The organism is Paracoccus sp. 228 (assembly GCF_000967825.1).
GTDB lineage: Bacteria > Pseudomonadota > Alphaproteobacteria > Rhodobacterales > Rhodobacteraceae > Paracoccus > Paracoccus marcusii.
The window spans coordinates 215,248-236,980 of sequence record NZ_JYGY01000003.1; the positions used below are offsets into that span (position 1 = coordinate 215,248).

At 67.9% G+C, this 21,733-nt stretch carries 21 protein-coding genes; 9 read left to right on the forward strand and 12 right to left on the reverse strand.

The window, feature by feature from the left end; genetic code table 11:
* The first annotated feature begins 5 nt into the window (after positions 1-5).
* Positions 6-326, forward strand: a complete 321-nt coding sequence (gene trxA, locus SY26_RS10660) for a thioredoxin (RefSeq protein ID WP_046000498.1) — start codon at positions 6-8, stop codon at positions 324-326.
* 34 nt (positions 327-360) lie between these two features.
* On the opposite strand, the gene SY26_RS10665 is transcribed toward trxA, so the two are convergent.
* Positions 361-1,260 (reverse strand): hypothetical protein, encoded by a 900-nt coding sequence (locus SY26_RS10665; protein WP_046000499.1) that lies wholly within the window; start codon positions 1,258-1,260, stop codon positions 361-363.
* A 99-nt stretch (positions 1,261-1,359) separates the two neighbouring features.
* Here SY26_RS10665 and hslV point away from each other — a divergent pair, with 99 nt between their 5' ends.
* The 3 genes from hslV to SY26_RS10680 all read left to right on the forward strand — a co-directional run bounded on the left by hslV (position 1,360) and on the right by SY26_RS10680 (position 3,527).
* Entirely contained in the window at positions 1,360-1,914 is a 555-nt protein-coding gene (gene hslV / locus SY26_RS10670; RefSeq protein WP_046000500.1) for an ATP-dependent protease subunit HslV, read from the forward strand.
* Between the two features lie 63 nt (positions 1,915-1,977).
* A complete protein-coding gene (gene hslU, locus SY26_RS10675; RefSeq protein WP_046000841.1) occupies positions 1,978-3,285 on the forward strand; it encodes an ATP-dependent protease ATPase subunit HslU in 1,308 nt (435 codons plus the stop codon).
* A gap of 62 nt (positions 3,286-3,347) precedes the next feature.
* Positions 3,348-3,527 (forward strand): PLDc N-terminal domain-containing protein, encoded by a 180-nt coding sequence (locus SY26_RS10680; protein WP_045981940.1) that lies wholly within the window; start codon positions 3,348-3,350, stop codon positions 3,525-3,527.
* A gap of 51 nt (positions 3,528-3,578) precedes the next feature.
* Here SY26_RS10680 and SY26_RS10685 read toward each other — a convergent pair whose 3' ends face one another.
* Positions 3,579-4,190 carry a Smr/MutS family protein gene (locus tag SY26_RS10685; RefSeq protein WP_046000501.1) on the reverse strand — a complete coding sequence of 204 codons (612 nt, stop codon included), beginning with the start codon at positions 4,188-4,190 and terminating at the stop codon, positions 3,579-3,581.
* Positions 4,190-4,852: a Tim44/TimA family putative adaptor protein gene (locus tag SY26_RS10690; protein ID WP_046000502.1), complete on the reverse strand. Its 663-nt coding sequence runs from the start codon at positions 4,850-4,852 to the stop codon at positions 4,190-4,192. The genes SY26_RS10685 and SY26_RS10690 overlap by 1 nt, the downstream gene beginning before the upstream one ends.
* A 111-nt stretch (positions 4,853-4,963) precedes the next feature.
* Here SY26_RS10690 and SY26_RS10695 point away from each other — a divergent pair, with 111 nt between their 5' ends.
* The 3 genes from SY26_RS10695 to SY26_RS10705 are packed head-to-tail and all read left to right on the forward strand — an operon-like array spanning position 4,964 to position 6,691.
* Positions 4,964-5,503 (forward strand): FxsA family protein, encoded by a 540-nt coding sequence (locus tag SY26_RS10695; RefSeq protein WP_046000503.1) that lies wholly within the window; start codon positions 4,964-4,966, stop codon positions 5,501-5,503.
* 57 nt (positions 5,504-5,560) lie between these two features.
* Positions 5,561-6,076 (forward strand): protein-export chaperone SecB, encoded by a 516-nt coding sequence (gene secB / locus SY26_RS10700; RefSeq protein ID WP_045981936.1) that lies wholly within the window; start codon positions 5,561-5,563, stop codon positions 6,074-6,076.
* Positions 6,077-6,082: 6 nt separating this feature from the next.
* Positions 6,083-6,691 carry an HD family hydrolase gene (locus SY26_RS10705; RefSeq protein ID WP_046000504.1) on the forward strand — a complete coding sequence of 203 codons (609 nt, stop codon included), beginning with the start codon at positions 6,083-6,085 and terminating at the stop codon, positions 6,689-6,691.
* A 54-nt stretch (positions 6,692-6,745) separates the two neighbouring features.
* Here SY26_RS10705 and SY26_RS10710 read toward each other — a convergent pair whose 3' ends face one another.
* The 3 genes from SY26_RS10710 to SY26_RS10720 all read right to left on the reverse strand — a co-directional run bounded on the left by SY26_RS10710 (position 6,746) and on the right by SY26_RS10720 (position 8,396).
* The gene (locus SY26_RS10710) at positions 6,746-7,057 is read right to left on the reverse strand and encodes an H-NS family nucleoid-associated regulatory protein (protein WP_046000505.1); all 312 of its coding nucleotides are present in this window, start codon (positions 7,055-7,057) and stop codon (positions 6,746-6,748) included.
* Between the two features lie 80 nt (positions 7,058-7,137).
* On the reverse strand, positions 7,138-7,689 hold the full coding sequence (locus tag SY26_RS10715) for an ActR/PrrA/RegA family redox response regulator transcription factor (RefSeq protein ID WP_042252328.1): 552 nt from the start codon (positions 7,687-7,689) through the stop codon (positions 7,138-7,140).
* A gap of 77 nt (positions 7,690-7,766) precedes the next feature.
* Positions 7,767-8,396, reverse strand: a complete 630-nt coding sequence (locus SY26_RS10720) for an SCO family protein (protein WP_046000506.1) — start codon at positions 8,394-8,396, stop codon at positions 7,767-7,769.
* Between the two features lie 92 nt (positions 8,397-8,488).
* Between SY26_RS10720 and SY26_RS10725 the strand changes: the two genes are divergently transcribed.
* Positions 8,489-9,835, forward strand: a complete 1,347-nt coding sequence (locus SY26_RS10725; RefSeq protein WP_232303323.1) for an ActS/PrrB/RegB family redox-sensitive histidine kinase — start codon at positions 8,489-8,491, stop codon at positions 9,833-9,835.
* A 65-nt stretch (positions 9,836-9,900) separates the two neighbouring features.
* On the forward strand, positions 9,901-11,493 hold the full coding sequence (locus SY26_RS10730; protein ID WP_232303324.1) for a PAS-domain containing protein: 1,593 nt from the start codon (positions 9,901-9,903) through the stop codon (positions 11,491-11,493).
* Here the strand turns inward: SY26_RS10730 and SY26_RS10735 are convergent, their stop codons facing one another.
* The 6 genes from SY26_RS10735 to SY26_RS10760 form a co-directional block, all read right to left on the reverse strand.
* Positions 11,494-15,972 (reverse strand): translocation/assembly module TamB domain-containing protein, encoded by a 4,479-nt coding sequence (locus tag SY26_RS10735; RefSeq protein WP_046000507.1) that lies wholly within the window; start codon positions 15,970-15,972, stop codon positions 11,494-11,496.
* Positions 15,972-17,831 (reverse strand): autotransporter assembly complex family protein, encoded by a 1,860-nt coding sequence (locus tag SY26_RS10740; protein WP_046000508.1) that lies wholly within the window; start codon positions 17,829-17,831, stop codon positions 15,972-15,974. The genes SY26_RS10735 and SY26_RS10740 overlap by 1 nt, the downstream gene beginning before the upstream one ends.
* 113 nt (positions 17,832-17,944) lie before the next feature.
* Entirely contained in the window at positions 17,945-18,871 is a 927-nt protein-coding gene (locus SY26_RS10745; RefSeq protein WP_046000509.1) for a glucokinase, read from the reverse strand.
* Between the two features lie 14 nt (positions 18,872-18,885).
* Entirely contained in the window at positions 18,886-19,992 is a 1,107-nt protein-coding gene (locus tag SY26_RS10750; RefSeq protein ID WP_045981928.1) for an ABC transporter ATP-binding protein, read from the reverse strand.
* Positions 19,993-19,995: 3 nt separating this feature from the next.
* Positions 19,996-20,850: a carbohydrate ABC transporter permease gene (locus SY26_RS10755; RefSeq protein WP_045981927.1), complete on the reverse strand. Its 855-nt coding sequence runs from the start codon at positions 20,848-20,850 to the stop codon at positions 19,996-19,998.
* Positions 20,840-21,712: a carbohydrate ABC transporter permease gene (locus SY26_RS10760; RefSeq protein ID WP_045981926.1), complete on the reverse strand. Its 873-nt coding sequence runs from the start codon at positions 21,710-21,712 to the stop codon at positions 20,840-20,842. Before SY26_RS10760 ends, SY26_RS10755 begins: the two co-directional genes overlap by 11 nt.
* Positions 21,713-21,733: the final 21 nt, after the last annotated feature.

Sequence of the window (21,733 nt, forward strand, 5' to 3'; positions counted from 1 at the left end):
CGAACATGGCCACCGTGCATGTGAACGACGCTGAATTCGACGCCGAAGTGCGTCAGGCCGACACCCCCGTGATCGTCGATTTCTGGGCCGAATGGTGCGGTCCGTGCAAGCAGATCGGCCCCGCCCTGGAAGAGCTGTCCGACGAATACGCGGGCAAGGTCAAGATCGTGAAGATCAACGTCGACGAGAACCCCGAACAGGCCGCAGCCTTGGGCGTGCGCGGCATCCCCGCGCTGTTCATGTTCAAGGGCGGAGAGGTCGTGTCGAACCGCATGGGCGCCGCCCCCAAGGCCGCGCTGAAAAGCTGGATCGACGAATCCGTCTGATCTCTGACTGATTTGTGCGAAAGGCGGCGGTCCCTCAGACGGGCCAGCCGCCTTTTTTCATCGCCGCCAGCAGGCGGTCGTCGGCATCGGGCGCCATCATGTCCAGACTGGTGCGGCGCAGGAACCAGTCCAGGAACTTCGCGGTCGGGGGTGCGTGGTCCGCCGCCATCGCCACGGCGCGGTCGGCGCCCAGGTGCCCCGCATCCAGCGTGACGTGATGATAATCCGACAGGGCGAACAGCACGACAGGCTTGCCCAGGATCAGCCCGTCGAAGCCCACCCCGCTGTTCTGGGTCACGACGAAGGCGCAATCGCGCAGGCGCGCGCCCGTGTCGCCGCCGATGGTCAGGTTCGGATGATCGCGGGCCAGCCGGTCCAGGGCCGCGCGGTCGGCATCGTCATAGACCTCCTTGGGGTGCAGGGTCGCAATGCAGGGCCGGCCCGTGCGGGCGGCGGCGCGGATCATCTGGACGGGGCTGGCCGACTGAAAGCTGCGCTGGCGGCGGATGTGGCCCTGCAGCGGGATCAGGATGTGATCGCCCCGCACCGGGTCCGGCCCCGGCAGCACGCGGTCGCGCAGGCGGCGGGCAAAGTTGTGCGCGGCACCGTCCTCGATCCGGGCGGGATCGAACGCGGCCTGCGCGATGGGCCAGCGCCAGCGTTCGGCCAACCGCTCCAGCCGCCAGTAGGGATAGTGATAGGCGAGGCGAAAGGTCAGCGCGCGGTCATGGGTCGGACGTTCCATGTTGAACAGCGCATGGCCCGGACGGTCGGGCGCCTGGGCGCGCGCATCGGGGCCGGACCGCTCGATGCGGATCTGCCAGCCCCGGGGTTCCAGCAGCGCGCGGATGCGGTTCACGATGCCCAGCTTGCCCGCCTGCGCGGTCTGCAGGACGGGCGGATGCAGATATACGGTCAGCAGCAGATCGCTCATGGCGCGACGCTAGGGGGGGACCGGACGGTTTTCAACGGGTTGCAAGCCGGGCGGGGCGTCCATATCTGCTGCCCCAACGTAGACAGAACGGAGCGCGCAATGGCTGATGACAAGTTTCCCGGCTGGCATGGCACCACGATCCTGGCGGTCCGCCGGGGCGGCAAGGTGGTCGTGGCGGGCGATGGGCAGGTCAGCGTCGGTCCGACCGTGATGAAGGGCAGCGCGCGCAAGGTGCGCCGCCTGACCCCCGGCGGACGCGACGTGGTCGTGGGCTTTGCCGGATCGACCGCCGATGCCTTCACCCTGCTGGAGCGGCTGGAGAAGAAGCTGGAGGCCGCGCCCGGTCAGCTGCAGCGCGCCTGCGTGGATCTGGCCAAGGATTGGCGCATGGACAAGTACCTGCGCAATCTGGAGGCCATGCTGATCGTGACCGACGGGACCGACCTGCTGGTGGTGACAGGTGCGGGCGACGTGCTGGAGCCCGAACATGATGTGGCGGCCATCGGGTCGGGCGGAAACTTTGCCCTGGCCGCGGCGCGGGGCCTGCTGGAGAGCGATCTGGATGCCGAGGCGATCGCGCGCAAGGCAATGCAGATCGCGGCCGACATCTGCGTCTATACCAACGGGCGTCTGACGGTCGAAACCATCGGTTGATGGGTATTTGGACAAAGAAGAAGGGGCGCGCGGTGCACGGCGCCGGACCCCGTGGAGAACGACATGAGTGACCTGACCCCCCGCGAGATCGTGTCCGAACTGGACCGGTTCATCATTGGGCAGAGCGATGCAAAGCGCGCTGTCGCCGTGGCCCTGCGCAACCGCTGGCGCCGCAAGCAGCTGGGCGACGACCTGCGCGACGAGGTGTATCCCAAGAACATCCTGATGATCGGACCGACCGGCGTCGGCAAGACCGAGATCAGCCGCCGCCTGGCCAAGCTGGCCAATGCGCCCTTCATCAAGGTGGAAGCGACCAAGTTCACCGAAGTGGGCTATGTCGGTCGCGATGTCGAACAGATCATCCGCGACCTGACGGACGCCGCCATGATCGACACGCGCGAGCGGATGCGCGAGGCGGTCAAGGCCCGTGCCCACAAGGCCGCCGAGGAGCGTGTCGTCGAGGCGCTGGCCGGCAAGGACGCCCGTGACGGCACCCGCCAGATGTTCCGCGACAAGCTGAAGCGCGGAGAGCTGGACGACACGGTGATCGAGCTGGAGGTGCAGGACAATTCCAACCCGCTTGGCGGGATGGAGATGCCGGGCCAGCCGGGCCAGCCCTTGGGCGGGATGATGGATCTGTCGGGGCTGATGAAGGCCTTCGGCGGCCGCAAGGTGCGCCGCAAGGTGACAGTGGCGGAGAGCTATGAGCTGCTGATTGCCGAGGAGGCCGACAAGCTGTTGGACGACGACGCGGTCAAGGCGACCGCGCTGGAGGCCGTGCAGCAGAACGGCATCGTCTTCATCGACGAGATCGACAAGGTCTGCGCCCGTGCCGAGGCGCGCGGCGGCGATGTCAGCCGCGAGGGCGTGCAGCGCGACCTGCTGCCGCTGATCGAGGGCACGACGGTCAGCACGAAATACGGCGCGGTCAAGACGGACCATATCCTGTTCATCGCCTCGGGCGCGTTCCATGTGGCCAAGCCGTCGGACCTGCTGCCCGAGTTGCAGGGCCGCCTGCCGATCCGGGTCGAACTGCGCGCCCTGACCGAGGAGGATTTCATCCGCATCCTGACCGAGACCGACAACGCCCTGACGCGCCAGTACACCGCGCTGATGCAGACCGAGGGCGTGACCGTCGATTTCACCCAGGACGGCATCGCGTCCCTGGCCCGCATCGCGGCCGAGGTGAACGCATCCGTGGAGAACATCGGGGCACGCCGGTTGTACACCGTGATCGAGCGGGTGTTCGAGGAGCTGTCCTTCACCGCCCCGGACCGCAGCGGCCAGTCGGTCAGCGTCGATGCCGATTTCGTGGAACGCCATCTGGGCGATCTGTCGCGGTCGACCGACCTGTCGCGCTACGTGCTGTGAACGGGGGAACCTGCGGCCAGCCTGTGGTGTTGGCTGGCTGAACACAATAGGGGACGGATCACATGGGTTGGCTTTTCAGCGTCATCATCTTTGCACTGGATGTCTGGGCGATCGCGCAGATCATCAACACCAATGCCAGCAACAAGTCCAAGATCCTGTGGATCCTGCTGATCGTGATCCTGCCGGTGGTCGGCCTGATCATCTGGTACTTTGCCGGACCCAAGTCCAACGTCAGGCTTTGAAGCGACCACACTGACCTGACGCCAGCGCCCCCCGATTTCGGGGGGCGTCTTTCATTGCGGCCTGCGCAGATAGACGTAATAGGCGCCGTCGCCGCCATGACGGAAATGCGCGGCCGTCACCTGCTGGACCACCGCCGCCAGGGGAGGGCTGTGCAGCCAATAGGGCACCTGATGGCGCAGCGCGCCGGGCCGCGTCGGCAGCGGGCCGTGATCGCCCCGCCCCTTGCCCGTGATGACCAGCACCAGCCGCAGCCCTGACGCATGGCAGGACAGGATGAACCGCAGCAATTCCGGTCCCGCCGCGGCCAGCGTCAGCCCGTGCAGGTCCAGACGGGCCTCGGGGCGCAGCTTGCCCTGGCTCATCTTGCGATGCGTGCGGGCATCCATTCGCAGCCCAGCTTGGGCCAGACGTTCGGCCGGGGTCTGAGGGCGCGCGACGACGGGGGTCGCGGGCTTGGCGGCCTGACCGATGCGGAACCGGGGCATCGCCTGCGGCTGCGGCGGCGCGGCGGCCGGGGCGACCGCGGGCGGTGCGACGAATGCGGAAAAGGCCGCCAGATCGGCGGCCTGTCCTTTGCGCTTGGGGTCAAGCGGCTCTGCGGTTCGGGCGACGCGGGACCACAGGTCCCGGTCTTCGGGCGTCAGGCCCCTGCGCCGGCGCATCAGCTTGTCGCGACAAGCTGCCAGTTCGGATCGTCCTGGCCCATGCGGCGCGCAAAGGTCCAAGTGTCCTTCTGCTTGCGCGAAGCCTTGGGATCGCCATCGATCACCGTGCCGTCGGCGTCGCGGGTCGCGGCGATCAGCTCTCCGACGAATCGGATCGAGATCTCGGCCAGACCGGTCGCGGGGTCGAACTCGGCCGCGGCCAGCTTGGTGTCGCGGGTACCCAGATAGGTCGCCTCGACCGTCTGGCCGTTGGCCACGCGCTGGTCGATCACCGACTGGAACGCCTCTGCCACGGGATCGGACAGGAACGGGCGCACCTCGGTCAGATCGCCCCGTTCGAAGGCCATCAGGATCATCTCATAGGCGCTGCGGGCACCGCCCAGAAAATCGCGCAGCCCGAACGACGGTTCGACCCGTTTCATCGCGGCCAGCGCCTTGGCCGCGGCACCGCCGGCCTCGGCATGATCCAGGATGTCGTGATCGACCTCGTCAGCAGACCCCTCGATCACCTCGAAACGGGCGGGCGTGGTGCTGGCCGTCGGCTGGTCGACCTGCGGCGGCTCAAAGCCGTCACGCGTCCCCAGCACGTTTTTCAGCCGTAGGATCAGGAAGATCGCGATCCCGGCAAGGACGATCAGCTGAAGAAGCGGGTTGGACATGCAGGCAACCTCTGGGTCATAACGGGTCGTTGGTATCGGGCGGTCTGTGCATTATGTAGGGAGTGCCTCGGCGCAAGTCCAGTTTCCGCGCCGGCAGGAAGGGGAATTCACATGCGGCTGATCGCCATGTTTCTGGTGGTGCCGATCATCGAGATCGCGCTGTTCATCCAGGTCGGGGGCCTGATCGGCCTGTGGCCCACGCTGGCGCTGGTGCTGCTGTCGGCGGTGGCCGGCGTCGCCATCATGCGCAGCCAGGGTGCGCGGGCCGGCATGCAGATCCAGCGCAGCCTAGCCGAGATGCGCGATCCGTCACGCCCGCTGGCGCATGGCGCGATGATCATCGCCGCGGGCCTGCTGCTGCTGCTGCCGGGGTTCTTCAGCGATGCCTTGGGTCTGCTGCTGCTGATCCCCGCGGTCCGGACGATGCTGATGGCGCAGCTTGCGCGCCGCGTGCGGGCATCGCGGGTCCAGATGCATGCTGCGACGATGCGCCGCGACCCGCATCGCCCGCCCTATGACAAGGGCGTGATCGACGGCGAATTCGTCGTGGCAGAAGAGGACGACCGCCGTCCGCCCGTCGATCTGCCGCTAGACACCGACGACACGGGGCCCTCGCGGCCGGGACGCGGGTCGGGCTGGACCCGGCATTGAGGGCAGGCGGCCGGCCTGCTACAAGCTGGGACAAATCCGCATCACAAAGGTAGGACCATGGCCGAAGAAACCCCGCAGAACGGCGCACAGCCCGCAGCAGCGGCACAGCCGCGCATGCAGATCATGGCACAGTTCATCCGCGACCTGTCCTTCGAGAACGCAGTGGCCCAGAAGGGCGCACCCCAGGGCGAGGTCCAGCCCGAGATCACCGTCCAGGTTAGCCTGGACGCCCGCAAGCGCGGCAGCGACACCCAGTTCGAGGTGATCACCAAGTACCGCGTCACCTCGACCAACAAGGGCGACGGCGCGACGCTGTTCCTGGCAGAGCTGGACTATGGCGGGGTGTTCCAGATCGAGGGCGTGCCGCAGGATCAGCTGCACCCCTTCCTGATGATCGAATGCCCGCGGATGCTGTTCCCCTATGTGCGTCGCATCATCTCGGACATGACCCGCGACGGGGGATTCCCGGCGTTCAACATGGACCCGGTCGATTTCGTGGCGCTGTATCGCCAGGAACTGGCGCGCCGCGCCCAGACCGCGCAGGCGGCACCCGCTGATCAGCGCCTGTCCTGAGGCCCGATGGCCAAGCCCGCATCGCGTGCCTGGCAGCGGATGCTGTCGGGCCGCAGGCTGGACCTGCTGGACCCGACGCCCTTCGACATCGAGATCGAGGACATCGCCCACGGTCTGGCCTTCGTCGCGCGCTGGAACGGCCAGACGCGCGGCGACTGGCCCTATTCGGTGGCCGAACATTCGCTGCTGGTGGAACAGATCTTCGACGGGCTGAACCCCGGCGGCGATCCCTGCTGGCGGCTGGCGGCCCTGCTGCATGATGCGCCGGAATACGTGATCGGGGACATGATCTCTCCGGTCAAGGCGGCATTGGGGCGGGAATACAGGGCGATGGATGAACGGCTGGCCTCGGCCATCCACCGTCGGTTCGGCCTGCCCGCGACGCTGCCCGTGGCGGTCAAGCGGCGCATCAAGGCCGCCGACCGCGTGTCCGCCCGCCTGGAGGCCGTGACCATCGCAGGCTTTGCCCTGCCCGAGGCGCGGCGTCTTTTCCCCGTCCCCGAGGCGCAGATGCTGCCAGACCTGCAGATCACCCTGCGCCCGCCCGCCCAGACACGGGCCGCGTATCTTGAACAGTTCGCACAGCTGATCGCCCTAATCGACAAGACACGCTGAAACGCAAAAGGGGGCCGCAAAGGCCCCCTGTCGATCACGTCGGCGATGCGTGGATCAGATCAGCAGATCGTCCAGCTCCTTACCGCTTTCCAGGCTTTCCTGCACCCAGCGCGGTTTGCGGCCGCGACCCGTCCAGGTCATCGTCGGGTCCTGCGGGTTGGCGTATTTCGGGGCGACGGTCCCGGACTTGCGCGTCTTGGCGCCGGTCAGCTCGGACAGGTTGAAGCCATGCTCGCGCGCGGCTTCCTCGATGGCCGTCAGGGCTTCGCGCCGCTTGCGGTCCTCATAGGAGTTGATCGCGCGATCCAGCTTAGTCCGCAGGTCGCGCATTTCCTTGAGGGACATGGTGTCGAAATCGATGCTCATTGGTTCCGGTTTCTATATAGGGAATGTTAATCCCCATCCAATATAGACCGTTTTTTTAAACGTTCAATATATTTAAATCGTCACCGTGGTCCGCGTTTTGCCAGAATACGCTGCAATGTCCGGCGATGCATATGCAATCGGCGCGCGGTTTCACTGACATTACGCTCGCATTGCTCATAGACGCGCTGAATATGTTCCCACCGCACGCGATCCGCGGACATCGGGTTTTCCGGTGGCGGCGGCAGCAATTCACCGCTGGAGAGCAATGCGGATGTCACGTCATTCGCGTCGGCGGGCTTTGCCAGATAATCTGTGGCACCCATTTTCACCGCGGCGACGGCCGTGGCGATGGCGCCGTATCCGGTCAGGACGATGATGCGGGCATCGGCGCGCCGTTCGCGCAGCGCCTCGACCACGTCAAGGCCGTTCCCGTCCTCCAGACGCAGGTCCACAACCGCATAGGCGGGCGCACGGCGTTCGATCAGGCGCATCGCACCGGCCACGGTCAGCGAGGTTTCCGGCTGAAACCCGCGCTTTTCCATCGCGCGCGCCAGGCGGGTCACGAAGATCTCGTCATCGTCGACCAGCAGCAGCGAGGCGTCGGGGCCGATTTGTGCGTTCAACTGATCCATCTGTTGGCCTTTTCACGGAATTTAACGGCAAATGGGAAGTCGCGCGGGCAATATCAAACCCCATGCGACAAACTGCCTTATGCAGAGGCATCGGCATAACAGGCGACGGTCTCGGCAATCTGTTCGGGGGTGGTTTCGCGGGAAAAGAATTCGACCGTCTTTCCGCCGGGCATCACCAGATAGGTATTTGTCATGTGATCGACCAGATAATATTCCTGATCCTCTTCGTCATTCAGCTTGAAGTAATTGCGCCAGCCCTTGTTTACGGCGGCAATCTCCTCGTCGCTGCCGGTCAGGCCGATCATGCGGTGGGAAAACAATTCGGTATAGTCCGCCAGAACCTCGGGGGTGTCGCGGCGGGGATCGACGGTGACAAAGACGGTCTGCACATCCTCTCCGGCCTCAGTCAGCAGCGCCTCGGCCTCGGCGTTGCGGGCGCTGTCCAGGGGGCAGACGTCGGGGCAGAAGGTATAGCCGAAATAGAGAAGCGTCGGCTTGTCGAAGACATCCTGGTCGGTGACACGCTGGCCGTCGTCGCGCGTCAGGGTGAAGGGTGTGCCAAAGGCGTCCATGCCCCCCGCGACGCTGCTGCTGCTGCATTGCGCGAACTGGTCGTCGCCCGGACGCATGGTCAGGAACAGCGCCCCGCCCGCCAGCACGCCGATGGCGGCCGCAGTGCCGATCAGCAGGATTTTCCGGTCCGTCATTGGCGGGCCTCCTTCGCGTGTCAAATGCCCGCATTGATCGTCCATCGGCGCGCGGGTATCAAGATCGGGCAATGTCGCAGCAAGGGTCGACGATGTCCACATCCACAGCCCCCGACGACATCGCCGATCCCGACCTGCACCAGGCCATGTCGCGGCCGATCGACACCCCCAAGGCCGAACCGATCCGCATGCGCACGCTGGTGCTGTTGCGCTGGTTCGCCATCGGCGGGCAGATGGCCGCGGTCATCGTCGCGTGGATGATGGGCATCGGCTTCGTCAAGACGCCGATCATCCTGCTGATCGCGGCATCGATCACCATGAACCTGTGGCTGTTTTTGCGCCCGCACAAACGGACCTCTCCGGGGCGCGCGGTGCGGCAGCTGTCCTTCGACCTGGTCCAGATCTCGACGCTGATGGCGCTGACCGGGGGGATGGCCAATCCCTTCGCGCTGCTGGTGCTGGCGCCGGTCACGATCGCGGCCGCGTCGCTGAACGCGCGGCAGGTGCTGGCCCTGGGGCTGGCCACGGTGGCGCTGATCTCGGTCGCGGCGGTCTTCGGGCTGCCGCTGCGCGATCCGGACGGCCAGATCCTGCGGATGGAGCCGATCCTGGCCGTCGGCCACTGGGTCGCGCTGGTCATCGGCGTGGTGTTCTTTGCGGGCTACGCGCATCGGGTGACGGCGGAACTGTCGGACACCTCGGGCGCGCTGTTCGCGACCCAGATGGCCCTGTCGCGCGAACAGCGGCTGCAGCATCTGGGCGGCGTCGTGGCGGCCGCCGCGCATGAGATGGGCACCCCCCTGGCCACCATCAAGCTGATTGCCGGCGAACTGGCGGACGAGTTGCGCGACCGCCCCGACCTGCATGCAGACGCCATCGCCCTACGCGACAGCGCCGACCGCTGCGCGGCGATCCTGCGCAGCATGGGGCGCGCGGGCAAGGACGACCTGCACATGCGCGCGGCCCCGCTGCGCGCCGTGCTGGAGGACGCCGCCCAGCCCCACATGGACCGCGGCCCCCTGATCGAGATCCATGCCGAAGGCCCGGTGATCCACCGCGATCCGGCCATCATCCACGCGCTGCGCAACCTGATCCAGAACGCCGTCGATTTTGCAGAAAGCCGCGTCGTGATCGAGACCCAGGTGACGCAGGGCGCGCTGGTCGTCACGGTGCGCGATGACGGGCCGGGCTATCCGCCGCATCTGCTGTCACGGATCGGCGACCCCTATCTGACCCGGCGCGCCGAGGCGCAGCGCGGCAGCTACGAAGGGATGGGCCTGGGCCTGTTCATCGCCAAGACGCTGCTGGAACGGTCGGGCGCGCGGCTGACCTTTGCCAATGGCGGGCCGGGTGCCATGGTGTCGGTGCGCTGGCCGCTGGATCGCATCCGCGCCCAGGACCGGATCGCGCTGGCCCACAATCCGACCTTCGACGCCTGAGTTTCTTAACGCCCTGTTAATCAAGCCCGGATTATGGTCCCATCGAACGGAAGGGGGCGTCGGCAGTGGACATTCAGGGTGCAGGTCTTGTGGCGATGGCGGTCCTGTGCGGGACGGCGTCGGTTCTTCTGGCGGTGGCAATAATTCGGGTCTGGGACCGCCGACAACCGGGACAGGGCCGCGCGGCACGGGCCGGGCACGCCCTGGACGGCAAGGTGCAGCCGATGGTGTTCCTGTTCCGCGCCGCACGCCTGGTCGACGCGACCGCGCCGGCCCGCGCGCTGCTGGACCGGATGGGCGCGCCGGATGACGACTGGCTGCGCCTGATGCGCTGGATCGGACCGCGCTTTCCCGACGCGCCCGACCGCCTGTCCATGCTGCCCCGCCTTGGCCGGATCGAGCTGGTGGGCCAGCAGGGGCGGGGCAGTGCCACCCTGCGCCTTGTGGCCGAGGATCTGGGCGACCGGCTGTGGCGCGTCAGCGTCACCGATCCGGGCGCCGAGCATGCGGGCATCGTGGTCGATTCGATGTCCCTGCAGGCGATGGAGGAGGAGCTGGACCTGCTGCGCGGCGCACTGGACCAGACGCCGATGCTGGTCTGGCGCCTGGATGAGGAGGACCGCGTGACCTGGGCCAACGCCGCCTATCTGCGCCGTGCCGAGGCCCGGTCCGACGAGGCGCTCGGCTGGCCCCTGCCCCGCCTGCTGGACGCGCCACGCCCCGTGCCGGGTGCGGGCACCGCCACCCGCCGCGCCGGGCTGGAGGATCAGGGCGCGGTGTCCTGGTACGACTGCCACAGCCACCGCATGGGCGACGAGGTGATGATGTTCGCCCTGCCCGCGGACGCCGCCGTGCGCGCCGAACGCAGCCTGCGCGATTTCGTCCAGACCCTGACCAAGACGTTTGCCGACCTGCCGATCGGGCTGGCGATCTTCGATCAGGGCCGGAACCTGCAGCTGTTCAACCCGGCGCTGATCGACCTGACGAACCTGCCGACGGGCTTCCTGACCGCGCGGCCGTCGCTGTTCGATTTCCTGGACCAGCTGCGCGAACAGCGCATGGTGCCCGAACCCAAGGACTATCGCAGCTGGCGACAGCACATGGCCAATCTGGAAAGCGCCGCCGCCAACGGCCACCACGTCGAGACATGGTCCCTGCCGGGCGGGCAGACCTATCGCGTGACCGGCCGCCCCCATCCCGACGGCGCGGTGGCCTTCCTGTTCGAGAACATCACGTCTGAAATGTCGCTGACCCGCGAATTCCGGGCAGAGCTGCTGCTAGGCGCGCATGTCCTGGACGGGCTGGAGGACGGGCTGGTGGTCTTTTCGGACGCAGGCCAACTGGTCCTGTCGAACCAGGCCTATCGTGGCTTGTGGGGCGCGCCGCCCGAAAGCCTGGCCGATGCCATCGCCACCTGGGAGGCCGCGGCCCCCGCCGGGCGGGGCTTTGCGGCGCTGCGCGACGCGCTGAACCATGCCGATGCGCCGCGGGCCAGCGGCGCGATGGCCGGCCCCCAAGGCCAGCTGCTGGGCTGGACCGTCACCATCCTGTCGGGCGGGCGGCGGATGCTGCGTTTCGGCATCGCCTCGGGACAGGTGATGTCCCAGGGCCTGCCCCAGGACACGCGCCCCCTGTCCAGCGCGATCGGCGCTGACTGATCAGTAGTCGCGCTCGAAGAACACCCCAAGCGAGCTGCCCCCGTCGCTGCCCACCGATCCCCGCGCCCGCAGCGACTGCGTGATATCCAGGTTCAGGTTGATCGACGACCGCCCCCCCTCGCCCACCGAGACGTCGGTATAGACGTTCTCGGACAGATAGCGTCCGGCACGCAGTTCGATGTTGCCCTCGTCGTCGGTCGTCAGGTCCAGGTCGTCCAGGCCCGCGCTTTCGCGCAGGTTGCTGATGATCCCGTCACCGCCGCGCCCGGCCAGCACCGCGATGGCATTGGCCAGCTGTGCCGCCTGAAGCGGGCTGATGCTGTCCAGCCCCCGCCCGAACAGCAGCTGGGACAGCACCTCCTCCTGCGGCAGTTCCGGAGAGGATTCGAAGCTGATGTCGGGGTCGCGGACCTCTCCGTCGATGATGATGCGGGTGGTGATCTCGTCGCGCTCGGTCTCGGCGACCAGGCGGATGACGGGGATCAGGCTGCCCTGCAGCTCGACCAGACCCTCGGTCAGGTTGAAGCGGCTGCCCAGCAGGTCGACCCGACCGCGGATCAGCTGCAGGTTGCCGATGGGGATCGCGTTGCGGGCGGTGCCCTGGATGCGGAAGCCGCCGCCCAGTTCCGCGTCGATCCCGCGGCCGCGGATGAACACCCGGTTGGGCGCGTTGATGACCAGGTCCAGCGCCGGCGGCCGTCCCGGCGTGGCCGGCGGCCCCGACATGCCCGCGTCGCGCGAGGCCTGGCTGGGATAGGGCTCCAGCCCGGCCTTGGCGCGCGTGGCGCGGACCGGCGGGCGCTGGTTGCCGACATGGGTGATGTCGGGGATCGCCCGTGCACCGCCCAGGCCGGTCGAGGGGATTCGGATCTCGGTCTCACCCAGGTCGATGCGGCCGGACAGGGTCTGGCCGGTCGCGGCCGTTCCGCTGAAGCGGACCTGCCCGTCGATGATCGTCTGGTACAGGTTCGGGTCGCGCAGCACGACCTGCGCCAGCGCGACCGAGATGTCGGTCGCCCCGTTCGTCAGGTCCACCGGCCCGGACAGCGTCACCCGCCCCCCGGCCGAGACGTTGGCCGCCCCGTCGATCTGCAGCCGCCCCGACTGGAACCCGGCGGTGACGTCGATCCCGTCCAGCCGCACGCCCAGGCCCGGATCGGCCAGCTGGCCGTTGGTCAGCCGCACCTGTCCCGACACCGCCTGCAGAGACGGGGCGCCCTGGACACGCAGGTTGATCGCCAGCGGGCCCGACACGCTGCGGGTCCGCAGGGTCGTGTTGGCCAGCGCGGAATCCTCGCTGCCATTGACGCCCAGATCGACGGTCGATCCGTCGCGGGCGGCGGTGCCCGCGATGCGCAGGTCGGTGCTGCCCGGCGCGGTGGCGCGCAGGTCGACCGCAAAGGACGGGCCCTCCTCGCGCACGGTTCCGGTCACCGCGACGGCGCCCGGAAATTCGGGGACGATCAGTCCCAGATCGGCCAGCCGCGCGTTCAGGTTGATGCCCGTCGCGGGCGCCCCGTCCGCGGTCACCTGCAATTGCGGGTTGGTCACGTTCAGCCGCTGGACCGAGATGCCCTGCGCCCCCTGGCTGGCGGCCACATCGAACCGGGTCTGCCCCGTCAGGATCGGATCGATCCGCGGCTGGCCCAGGGACAGGCCGCTGGCGGTTCCGGTGGTCTCGATCCGGCGCGTGGTGCCGTCATCGGTCAGCCGCGCTTCGGCTTGGACCGCGCCGCTGATGCCGTTGCCCAAGAACCGCAGATCGCCCGCGTTCAGCGTGGCCGCGACATCGGTCGCCCCGGCGCCGACCTGGCCCGTGGCACTGGCCGACAGGCGCGGGTTCTCGACCTGCGCGGTGTCGATGGTGAAGATGCCGCCCTGTTCGGTGCCGGTCACGGACAGGCGCGTCTCGCCCGCCAGGGCGCCGTCCACCTGCGCCTGGCCGAAGGACAGGTCGCGCCCAGTCCCGATCACGGCCAGCCTGCGGATGCCGTCGCCGGCCTCGGCAAAGCTGCCCTGCGCCTGCAGGCTGCCGCGCCATCCCGACCCGAAGGGCGCCAACGACGCGACGTTCACGTCGCCGGTCAGATCGGTGACGCCCGGACCATAGGTCCCCTGCACCACCGCGCGCATCTGGTCATTGGTCAGCCGGCCCTCGGTGATCGTCACGACCCCGTCGCGTTCCGACGCCTGCAGCGCAAGCTGGGTCGTCCCGGTCAGCGCGCCATCCGCCCCCGTCGCGCCCAGGGACAGGTCCTGCCCGCTGCCGGTGACGTCGATCAGCCGTGCGCCATCCTCCTCGCGCAGCGTGGCGCGGGCCTGAAACCCGCCCGCCCAATCGGCGCGGATCGAGGACAGGTCAACGACCGCCACCTGCGCGACGGCGTCCAGCGCGCCCTGGGCAAAGCTGCCCTGCACATCCGCGCTCAGCTGCGGGTTGGCCAGCCGGAAATCCTCCAGCTGAAAGCCCTGCGCCGTCTGCAGCGCGCTGGCGGTCAGCTCGGTCTGCCCGCTCAGCGCATTGTCCAGCGCCTCGATGCCGATGCGCAGATCCTGGGCCTGCCCGTTCAGGGTCAGGCGGCGCTGGTTCTGCGGTCCGGTGACCTCGGCCGTGGCCTCCAGCGACCCGCCCAGTTCGGGGCCGGCATCCGCCAGCGACGGCATGGATACCTGCGCGCGCAGATTGCTGGAGGTCGAGTTGATCAGGCCCTGCGCGGTCGCGGTCAGGCGGCTGGCGTTGACGCGGAAATCCTCGACCTCAAGTCCCAGCTCGTCGCGGCGCGCCTGCAGCAGGATCGTGGATTCGCCGTCCAGAAGCCGGTCCAGCTGCGGCTGGTCCAGCGCGATGTCGCGGCCCGACACGCGCGCGTCGATGTCGAAGCTGCGGTTCAGCAGGACGTAATAGCCCTCGACCGTGGCATCCGCGCTGCCGGTCAGCGGCCGGCCCGCGACGCCCGACAGGCGCGTCAGGTCGGTATACCGGGCACCCGCATCCACCGACAGCGTGATGCCGCTGCCCAGGCCCGAGACCAGGAAGTTGCCATCCAGACCGTAATCCGCGCCGCGGACCCGCAGGTTGGTGATGTCGACCGCGTTGCCGGGGGTAAAGTTGAACCCGGTCCGCCCCTCGATCTGCGTGCCCACGGCCTCGGCCAGGGACGCGTCGTCGAAATCCAGATCGCGGGCGGCAAAGTCGATGGCGCCGATGACCTCGGACAGGGCGCCCTCGTCCAGGAAGATCTGGCCGCGCCCGGCCAGGTCCAGCGCGCCAAGCGCCACCCCGTCCAGGTTCAGCGCGCCGATGCCCCCGTCCAGGCGCCAGCCGTCGCTTTGCGCCGCGTCATAGTCAAAGGTCAGCCGCCCGGAATCCACCGTCGCCCCCTCGCCCGCGAAGGGCAGCGGGACGGGCACCTGCGGGGCGCCCGCGTCGCGGCCCAGCATCACCTGCAGATTGGCCTGCTGGGGCGCGGACTGGTCGTTCGTCGACAGCGACCCGGCAATGCGCAGCGCCTCGGTGCGGATGTCCAGACGTGGAATGTCCAGGCGGCCGGTCTCGGCCCGCCAGCCTTCGGCCAGCAGCTGGGTGTCCTGGCCAAAGAAGGCCCGGTCCTGCGGGCGCAGCAGCGACGCGACATCGCCGCCCAGCTGGAACCGGAATCCGGTGCCGGGGGTGCCGTCGGCGCCGGTCTGGCCGTTGGCGCTGACCTTTCCGGTGATGCGGGGCTGGCCGTTCGTGGCCAGACGGATGTCGGCGGCGAAATCGCGGATCTGGCCCTCGCCGCTGATCTGGGCGGTCAGGGCGGGCTTGTCATAGATGCCGACAAGGTTGGCCAGCAGGCCGTCGGCGGCCTCGTCCAGGCCCAGGTTCAGGCGCAGGATCTGCGTCTCGTTGGCATAGCCTGCGTCCAGCACGAACTGGCCGCGCGGGCCGTCTAGGCGGTCGACGGTCAGCTGGGCCGTGCCCTCGCCCCCCTCAAGGCTGATGCCGCCCGAGATGCTCAGCGCGGCCTCGACCCCGATGACCGGTTCGCCCAGCATCACGCGGTCGGCGCGGATCTGTTCGATGTTCAGCGACACGGGCAGTTCGGGCAGCGCAAAGACCGGCGCCTCGGCCTGCACGGCCGGTTCGTCCGACTGTGGCAGGCGGGGCAGCAGGATCTCGTCGGCGGACAGCTCCGCGATCTCGATCCGGCGGCGCAGCAGGGCGCTGCGGTTCCACTGGATCGCGCCGTTGCGCAGGGTCAGATAGGCGCCGTCCTCGTCCGAGATGCGCAGTTCGGTGAAGGTCGCGCGCGAGGACAGCGCGCCCTGGAACCCCTCGATCACCACCTGGCGCCCCTCTCCGGACAGGTTGCTTTCCAGCAGTCCGGTCAGAAATCCGCGGTCGCTGTCGGCCTCGGCGCTGATCTCGGCGGCGCTTTGGCCCAGCACGGCCATCGGGAACAGGACGACAAAGGCGGTGATCCAGAACTTGCGCATCAGAATGCCTGCCCCAATCCAAGGTAAAGTTGCACGCCGTTGCCGGTGTCGCCGCTGACCGGCCCGGCCACGTCGAACCGCAGCGGCCCGATCGGCGTGTCATAGCGCACGCCCAGACCGGCGCCCGCGTGATGGTCGCCCTCGCCGCCGAAGGCGTCGCCCGTCCAGACCTGGCCGTAATCGGCAAAGGCCACGACGCCGATCTTCTCGCGCACCTGGACGCGGAATTCGGCCGTGGCGCTGGCGACCGACAGGCCGCCGGTCTTGATCGGGCCGTCCGGGCCCGCGATCTCCTCGACCCCCAGGGACTGATAGGGATGGCCGCGCACCGTGCCGCCCCCGCCCGAGAAGAACAGATAGTTGCGCGGCGTCGTGGCAAGCTCGCTGCCAAAGACCGACCCCGCCCGCGCCCGGCCCGCCAGGGTGAACCGGTCATCGGCGCCGAACGACCGGAAGGCCCGCCCCTCGGCCAGGGCGCGCATGCCGGAACTGGTGTCCTCGAATCCGGCAAAGGGCGTCACCTCGGCGGACAGATAGAAGCCGCGCTTGGCGTTGTTCTGATCCTCGCGGCGGTCCCAGATCACGTCCATCGGCAGGGCCAGGACCTTGAAGTCGGTGCGCCCGTTGGCATCGAAGACGCGCGAGTACTGGTATTCCAGCGCCGCGTCGGCGGTCAGGCGATCGCTGAAGATGTGGTTCAGACCGAAACCCAACGTCGCCAGGTCCTCGTCGTAATCCTCCTCGCGCATCTGGGCCACCTCGGCCTCGACATAGGCGGTGGTGTCGGGGGTGATCGTGGCGGGGCGTTCCAGACGGATCGTCAGCTCGTCGTCGCGGTCGCTGGTCTCGGATCCGATGTCCTTGATCCGCCCGTCGATGCGCAGACGCTCGCCCCCGCCCAGCAGGTTGCGGTGCATCCAATACGCCGACACCAGCGCCCCGTCCGTGGTCGAGATCTCGGCGCCGGCCCCGATGCGCCGGGGGGGCTGTTCGACCACGGCCAGGTCCACGTCCAGCGTGTTGCCGGGGCTCAGCGTCTCTGCCTCCTGCAGGGTGATCGCCGAGAACACGCCGGTGCGGCGCAGGCGCTGGCGGACGGTGTCCAGTTCCTGGGGGTCGAAGCGCTCTCCCTCGGGGAAGCCGGCGATCTTGCGCAGGCGGCGTTCGTTCAGGCGCTGGTTGCCGCTGACGGACATGCGCCCGAAGGTGACGGCCGGGCCGGGTGACAGGGCGATGCGGCTGTCGACCTGATCGGCGTCGTGATCGGCCACGATCTGCTGGTCGGCGACATCGGCCTTGGCATGGCCATAGGCGCGCCAGCCGTCCACACCCGCCAGGGCCGTGCTGCGCATGACGCCAGTGCCCGCGATCTCGCCCGTGGCGTATTCGTCCGGGATCTCGGTGCCGGGGGCCACCGGGGCCATCTGGGCGCGCGAGAAGCGGAAGACCGGGCCGGGATCGACGGTCACGACGACACGGGACACCTGGGCGGGCGCGTCCAGGGGCGCCACCTCGGCGGCCTCGACCCCGTCCAGGGTGATGGTCACGGCGCCATCGTAGAACCCCTGATCGTACAGCAGGCCCAGGATGCGGGCGTAATCGCCGCGCGCGGCCGCCAGCACGTCCTGTCCGGTGGTGCGATCCTCGTTCAGCGCGCCGGTCAGCAGCAGCGACTGGCGGATCTGGCGGGTCAGCCCGTCGTCCCCGCCGGCGACCTGCACGTCCAGCGCGACGGGCCCCTCGGATTCGCTGCTGCCGCCGAACAGGCCCGAGAACGGAGAGCTGCTTTGCGCCATCGCGGCACCCGCCACGCCAAGCGCCGTCCCTGCCACCAGGATCGCCCTAAGATATGCCCGCATCGCCTGCCCCGTCTTTTTGCTTGCGTCAATTCAAACAGGATCGACGGGGCGAATCCAGCAATCTTTGGGGATTTTCCCGGATTGGCAGTTAACCTTTGCGGGACCAGCGAAGCCTAGCCCAGGGCCGCCAGGCAGCCGTGCAGCGCCGCCATGTCGTCGCGGATCAGAAAGACCGGCGTGTTTTCAGGGATATGGCGCATGTGGCTTTCCGCCAGGAAGGCCGGTTCGAACAGCGCCATCCGGTCGGCGATGCTGCGACCCACGCTGCCGGCCAGGAACAGCCCCTCCAGCGGCATGAAGCGCAGCGACAGTTCGCGGCACAACAGCCCGACCAGTTCGGCGAACAGGTCATAGGTCGCGACGGCCGCCGGATCGCCCGCCTCGGCGGCGCGGGCGACGTCCTCGCTGCGCATGGGGGCGGTGCCGGTCATCGCGGCGTGCAGGCGCGACAGGCCGCGGCCCGCGAACGTCTCCTCGGTCGAGAAGAAGCCGGCCGCGGCGTCGGTGCCGACGCGGTCCTGAAGGCGGGCCATGATGTTGGCGGGCAGATGGGTGTGCCCCTCCTCGGCCTCGAGGACGGTGATCGCGCCGCCGGGCAGCACGCGCACCGCGCAGACGTTGAAGCCGGTGCCCAGGCCCACGACCAGCGCCTGCCCGTTGCGGGCGCGGGTCACGGGGGCCGCGCGCAGCGTGCCCAGCTGTTCGCCCGCCAGCGACGGGGTGGAATAGCCAAGCGCCGACAGGTCGTTGATCAGCCGCACGTTGTCGGCATCGGTCAGCCGCGCCAGGTTGTCCTCGTCAAAGGACCAGTCGCGGTTGGTCAGCCGCGCGCGTCCGCCGCTGACCGGTCCCGCCACGGCGATGCACATGGACGAGATGTTGGGCTGGTGCTGTTCCGCCATGAACTGGCGCACCACGTCGTCGAAGCTGGCAAAGTCGTCGCCCTTGAAGCGGGTGACCGTGCCGGCGTCGATGGACCCGTTGCGCGCGATCGCCATCCGCGCATTGGTTCCGCCCACATCGCCCAGAAGCATCGCCATGCTGTCACCCCTTCTCAGTTCAGCCGTTCCCCGTCCTTAGGCGAGAAGTACGACACTTTCGAGAGGTCGAATGCCAGCGGAAACGGCTGGCGCGCGCGGACGGCGCTTTCCGCGCGCAGCCGCGCGGTGACAGCCTTGCCGCCCAGATGGGTCACGGCGAAGGTGTCGGCACCCGCCGGTTCGACGATCTCGATCATCACGTCGCCGCCCGCACCCTGCGCGGTTCCGGGCAGATGGGCATTGCCCGTCGCCTCGTGGATGTCCTCGGGGCGCACGCCCAGGACGATCTGGTCGGGCAGGTCGCGGGCCACCGGGTCGGTGATGACCAGCGGCGTGTCGCCGGGGCGGTCGATCTCGATCCGGGTCTGGCCCGCCTCGGACCGGACGCGGGCCGGGATCAGGTTCATCGCCGGGCTGCCCATGAAATCGGCCACGAACATGTTGGCGGGCTTGTTGTAGATCTCGGCCGGGGTGCCGATCTGCTGGATCACGCCGCCCTTCATGACGACGATCTTGGTGGCCAGCGTCATCGCCTCGATCTGGTCATGGGTGACATAGACGATGGATGCGTTCAGGTCCTGGTGCAGCTTCTTGATCTCGGTCCGCATGGACACGCGCAGCTTCGCGTCCAGGTTGGACAGCGGTTCGTCGAACAGGAACAGCGCGGGGTCGCGGACCAGGGCGCGACCCATGGCGACGCGCTGGCGCTGGCCGCCCGACAGCTGGCCCGGCTTGCGGTCCAGCAGCGGTTCGATCTGCAGCTGGCGCGACACCTCGGCCAGCTTGGTGGCCTGGGTCGCCTTGTCGACGCCGCGCACCTTCATGCCGAAGGTGATGTTCTTGGCGACCGACATCGTCGGGTAGAGCGCATAGGACTGGAACACCATCGCGATGTCGCGGTCCTTGGGGCTGACGCCCGTCACGTCGCGGTCGGCGATGCGGATGGCGCCGCCGGTGATCGGCTCCAGCCCCGCGATGCAGTTCAGCAACGTGGACTTGCCGCAGCCCGACGGGCCGACCAGCACCAGGAAGTCGCCCTCGTCGATGCTGATGTTGATGTCGTGCAGAATATGGGTGTCGCCATAGGCTTTCTGCAGGTGGTCGATTTCCAGAATGGGCATGGCTTATCCCTTGACGCTGCCGGCGGTCAGGCCGCGGATGAAGTATTTGCCGGCGACGACATAGACCAGCAGCGTGGGCAGGGCGGCGATGATCGCCGCGGCCATGTCCACGTTGTAGGCTTTGACGCCGGTGGTGGAGTTGACGATGTTGTTCAGGGCGACGGTCACGGGCTGCGACCCGGCCCCGCTGAAGCTGACGCCGAACAGGAAGTCGTTCCAGATCTGCGTGAACTGCCAGATGACCGACACGGTGATGATCGGCAGCGAAATGGGCAGGAAGATCGACCAGAAGATGCGGAAGAAGCCCGCCCCGTCGACCTTGGCCGCGCGCACCAGTTCCTGCGGGATGGTGACATAGTAGTTGCGGAAGAACAGCGTGGTGAAGCCCAGGCCATAGATCACGTGGACGAAGATCAGCCCCGGAATGGTGCCCGCAAGGCCCATCAGGCCCAGCATCTGCGCCATCGGCAGCAGCACCACCTGAAACGGGATGAAGCAGCCGAACAGGATCGCGGCAAAGAACAGGTTCGCGCCGCGGAACCGCCACTGGGCGAAGACATAGCCGTTCAGCGCGCCGATGATGGTCGAGATCATCACCGCGGGCACGGCCATCAGGACGCTGTTCCAGAAGAACGGGCGCAGGCCCTCGCACTGGGTGCCGGCGCAGGCGGACGACCAGGCCTCGGCCCAGGGGGCGAAGGTGATCTCTCGCGGCAGGGCCAGCAGGCTGCCGGTGCGGATCTCCTCCAAAGATTTCAGCGATGTCGTCAGCATGACGAACAGCGGCATCAGATAGAACAGGGCGAACAGGATCAGGATCCCGTACAGGCCCCACCGCAGCACGGTCTTACTTGTCATGGCGCGGCCTCAATTCGCTGTAGAGATAGGGAACCACGATGGCAAAGATGACCATCATCATGATCATGGCGCTGGACGCCGCCTGCCCCAGGTCGCCGCGCGAGAACGCCATGGCGTACATGTAGGTCGCGGGCAGGTCGGTGGCATAGCCCGGTCCGCCGCCGGTCAGCGCGATGACCAGGTCGAACGCCTTGATCGCCAGGTGCGCCAGCACGATGAAGGCCGACAGGAAGATCGGCGCCATTGTCGGGATGATGATCGCGGAATAGATGCGGTGCGTGGGAATGCCGTCGACCTGGGCCGCGCGGATGATCTCGGTGTCGACCGAGCGCAGTCCGGCGAGGAACAGCGCCATCACGAACCCGGATGCCTGCCAGACAGCCGCCAGCACGACGGTATAGATCGCCATTTCCGGCTTGATCAGCCAGTCGAAGGTGAAATTCTCGAACCCCCATCCGCGGATCGCCTGCTGGATGCCCAGGCCCGGGTTCAGGATCCATTTCCAGGCGGTGCCCGTCACGATCAGCGACAGCGCCATGGGATAGAGATAGATGGTGCGCAGGACGCCCTCGGCCCGGATCTTCTGGTCCAGGAAGATCGCCAGCATCAGCCCGATCGCCATCGAGATGACGATGAACAGGGCGCCGAAGATGAACAGGTTGTTCATCGCCACGTCCCAGCGGGGGGCGTCGAACAGCCGCTGATATTGCGTGATACCGTCCAGTTCATAGCGCGGCATCAGCCGCGAGCGGGTGAAGCTGATCCAGGCCGTCCAGGCGATGAAGCCATAGACAAAGACCAGGATCGCCACGAAGGACGGCGCCAAGACGACCTTGGGCACGTTGCGTTCAAGCCATTCCATTCCGGTAAACCCCCAAAGAAA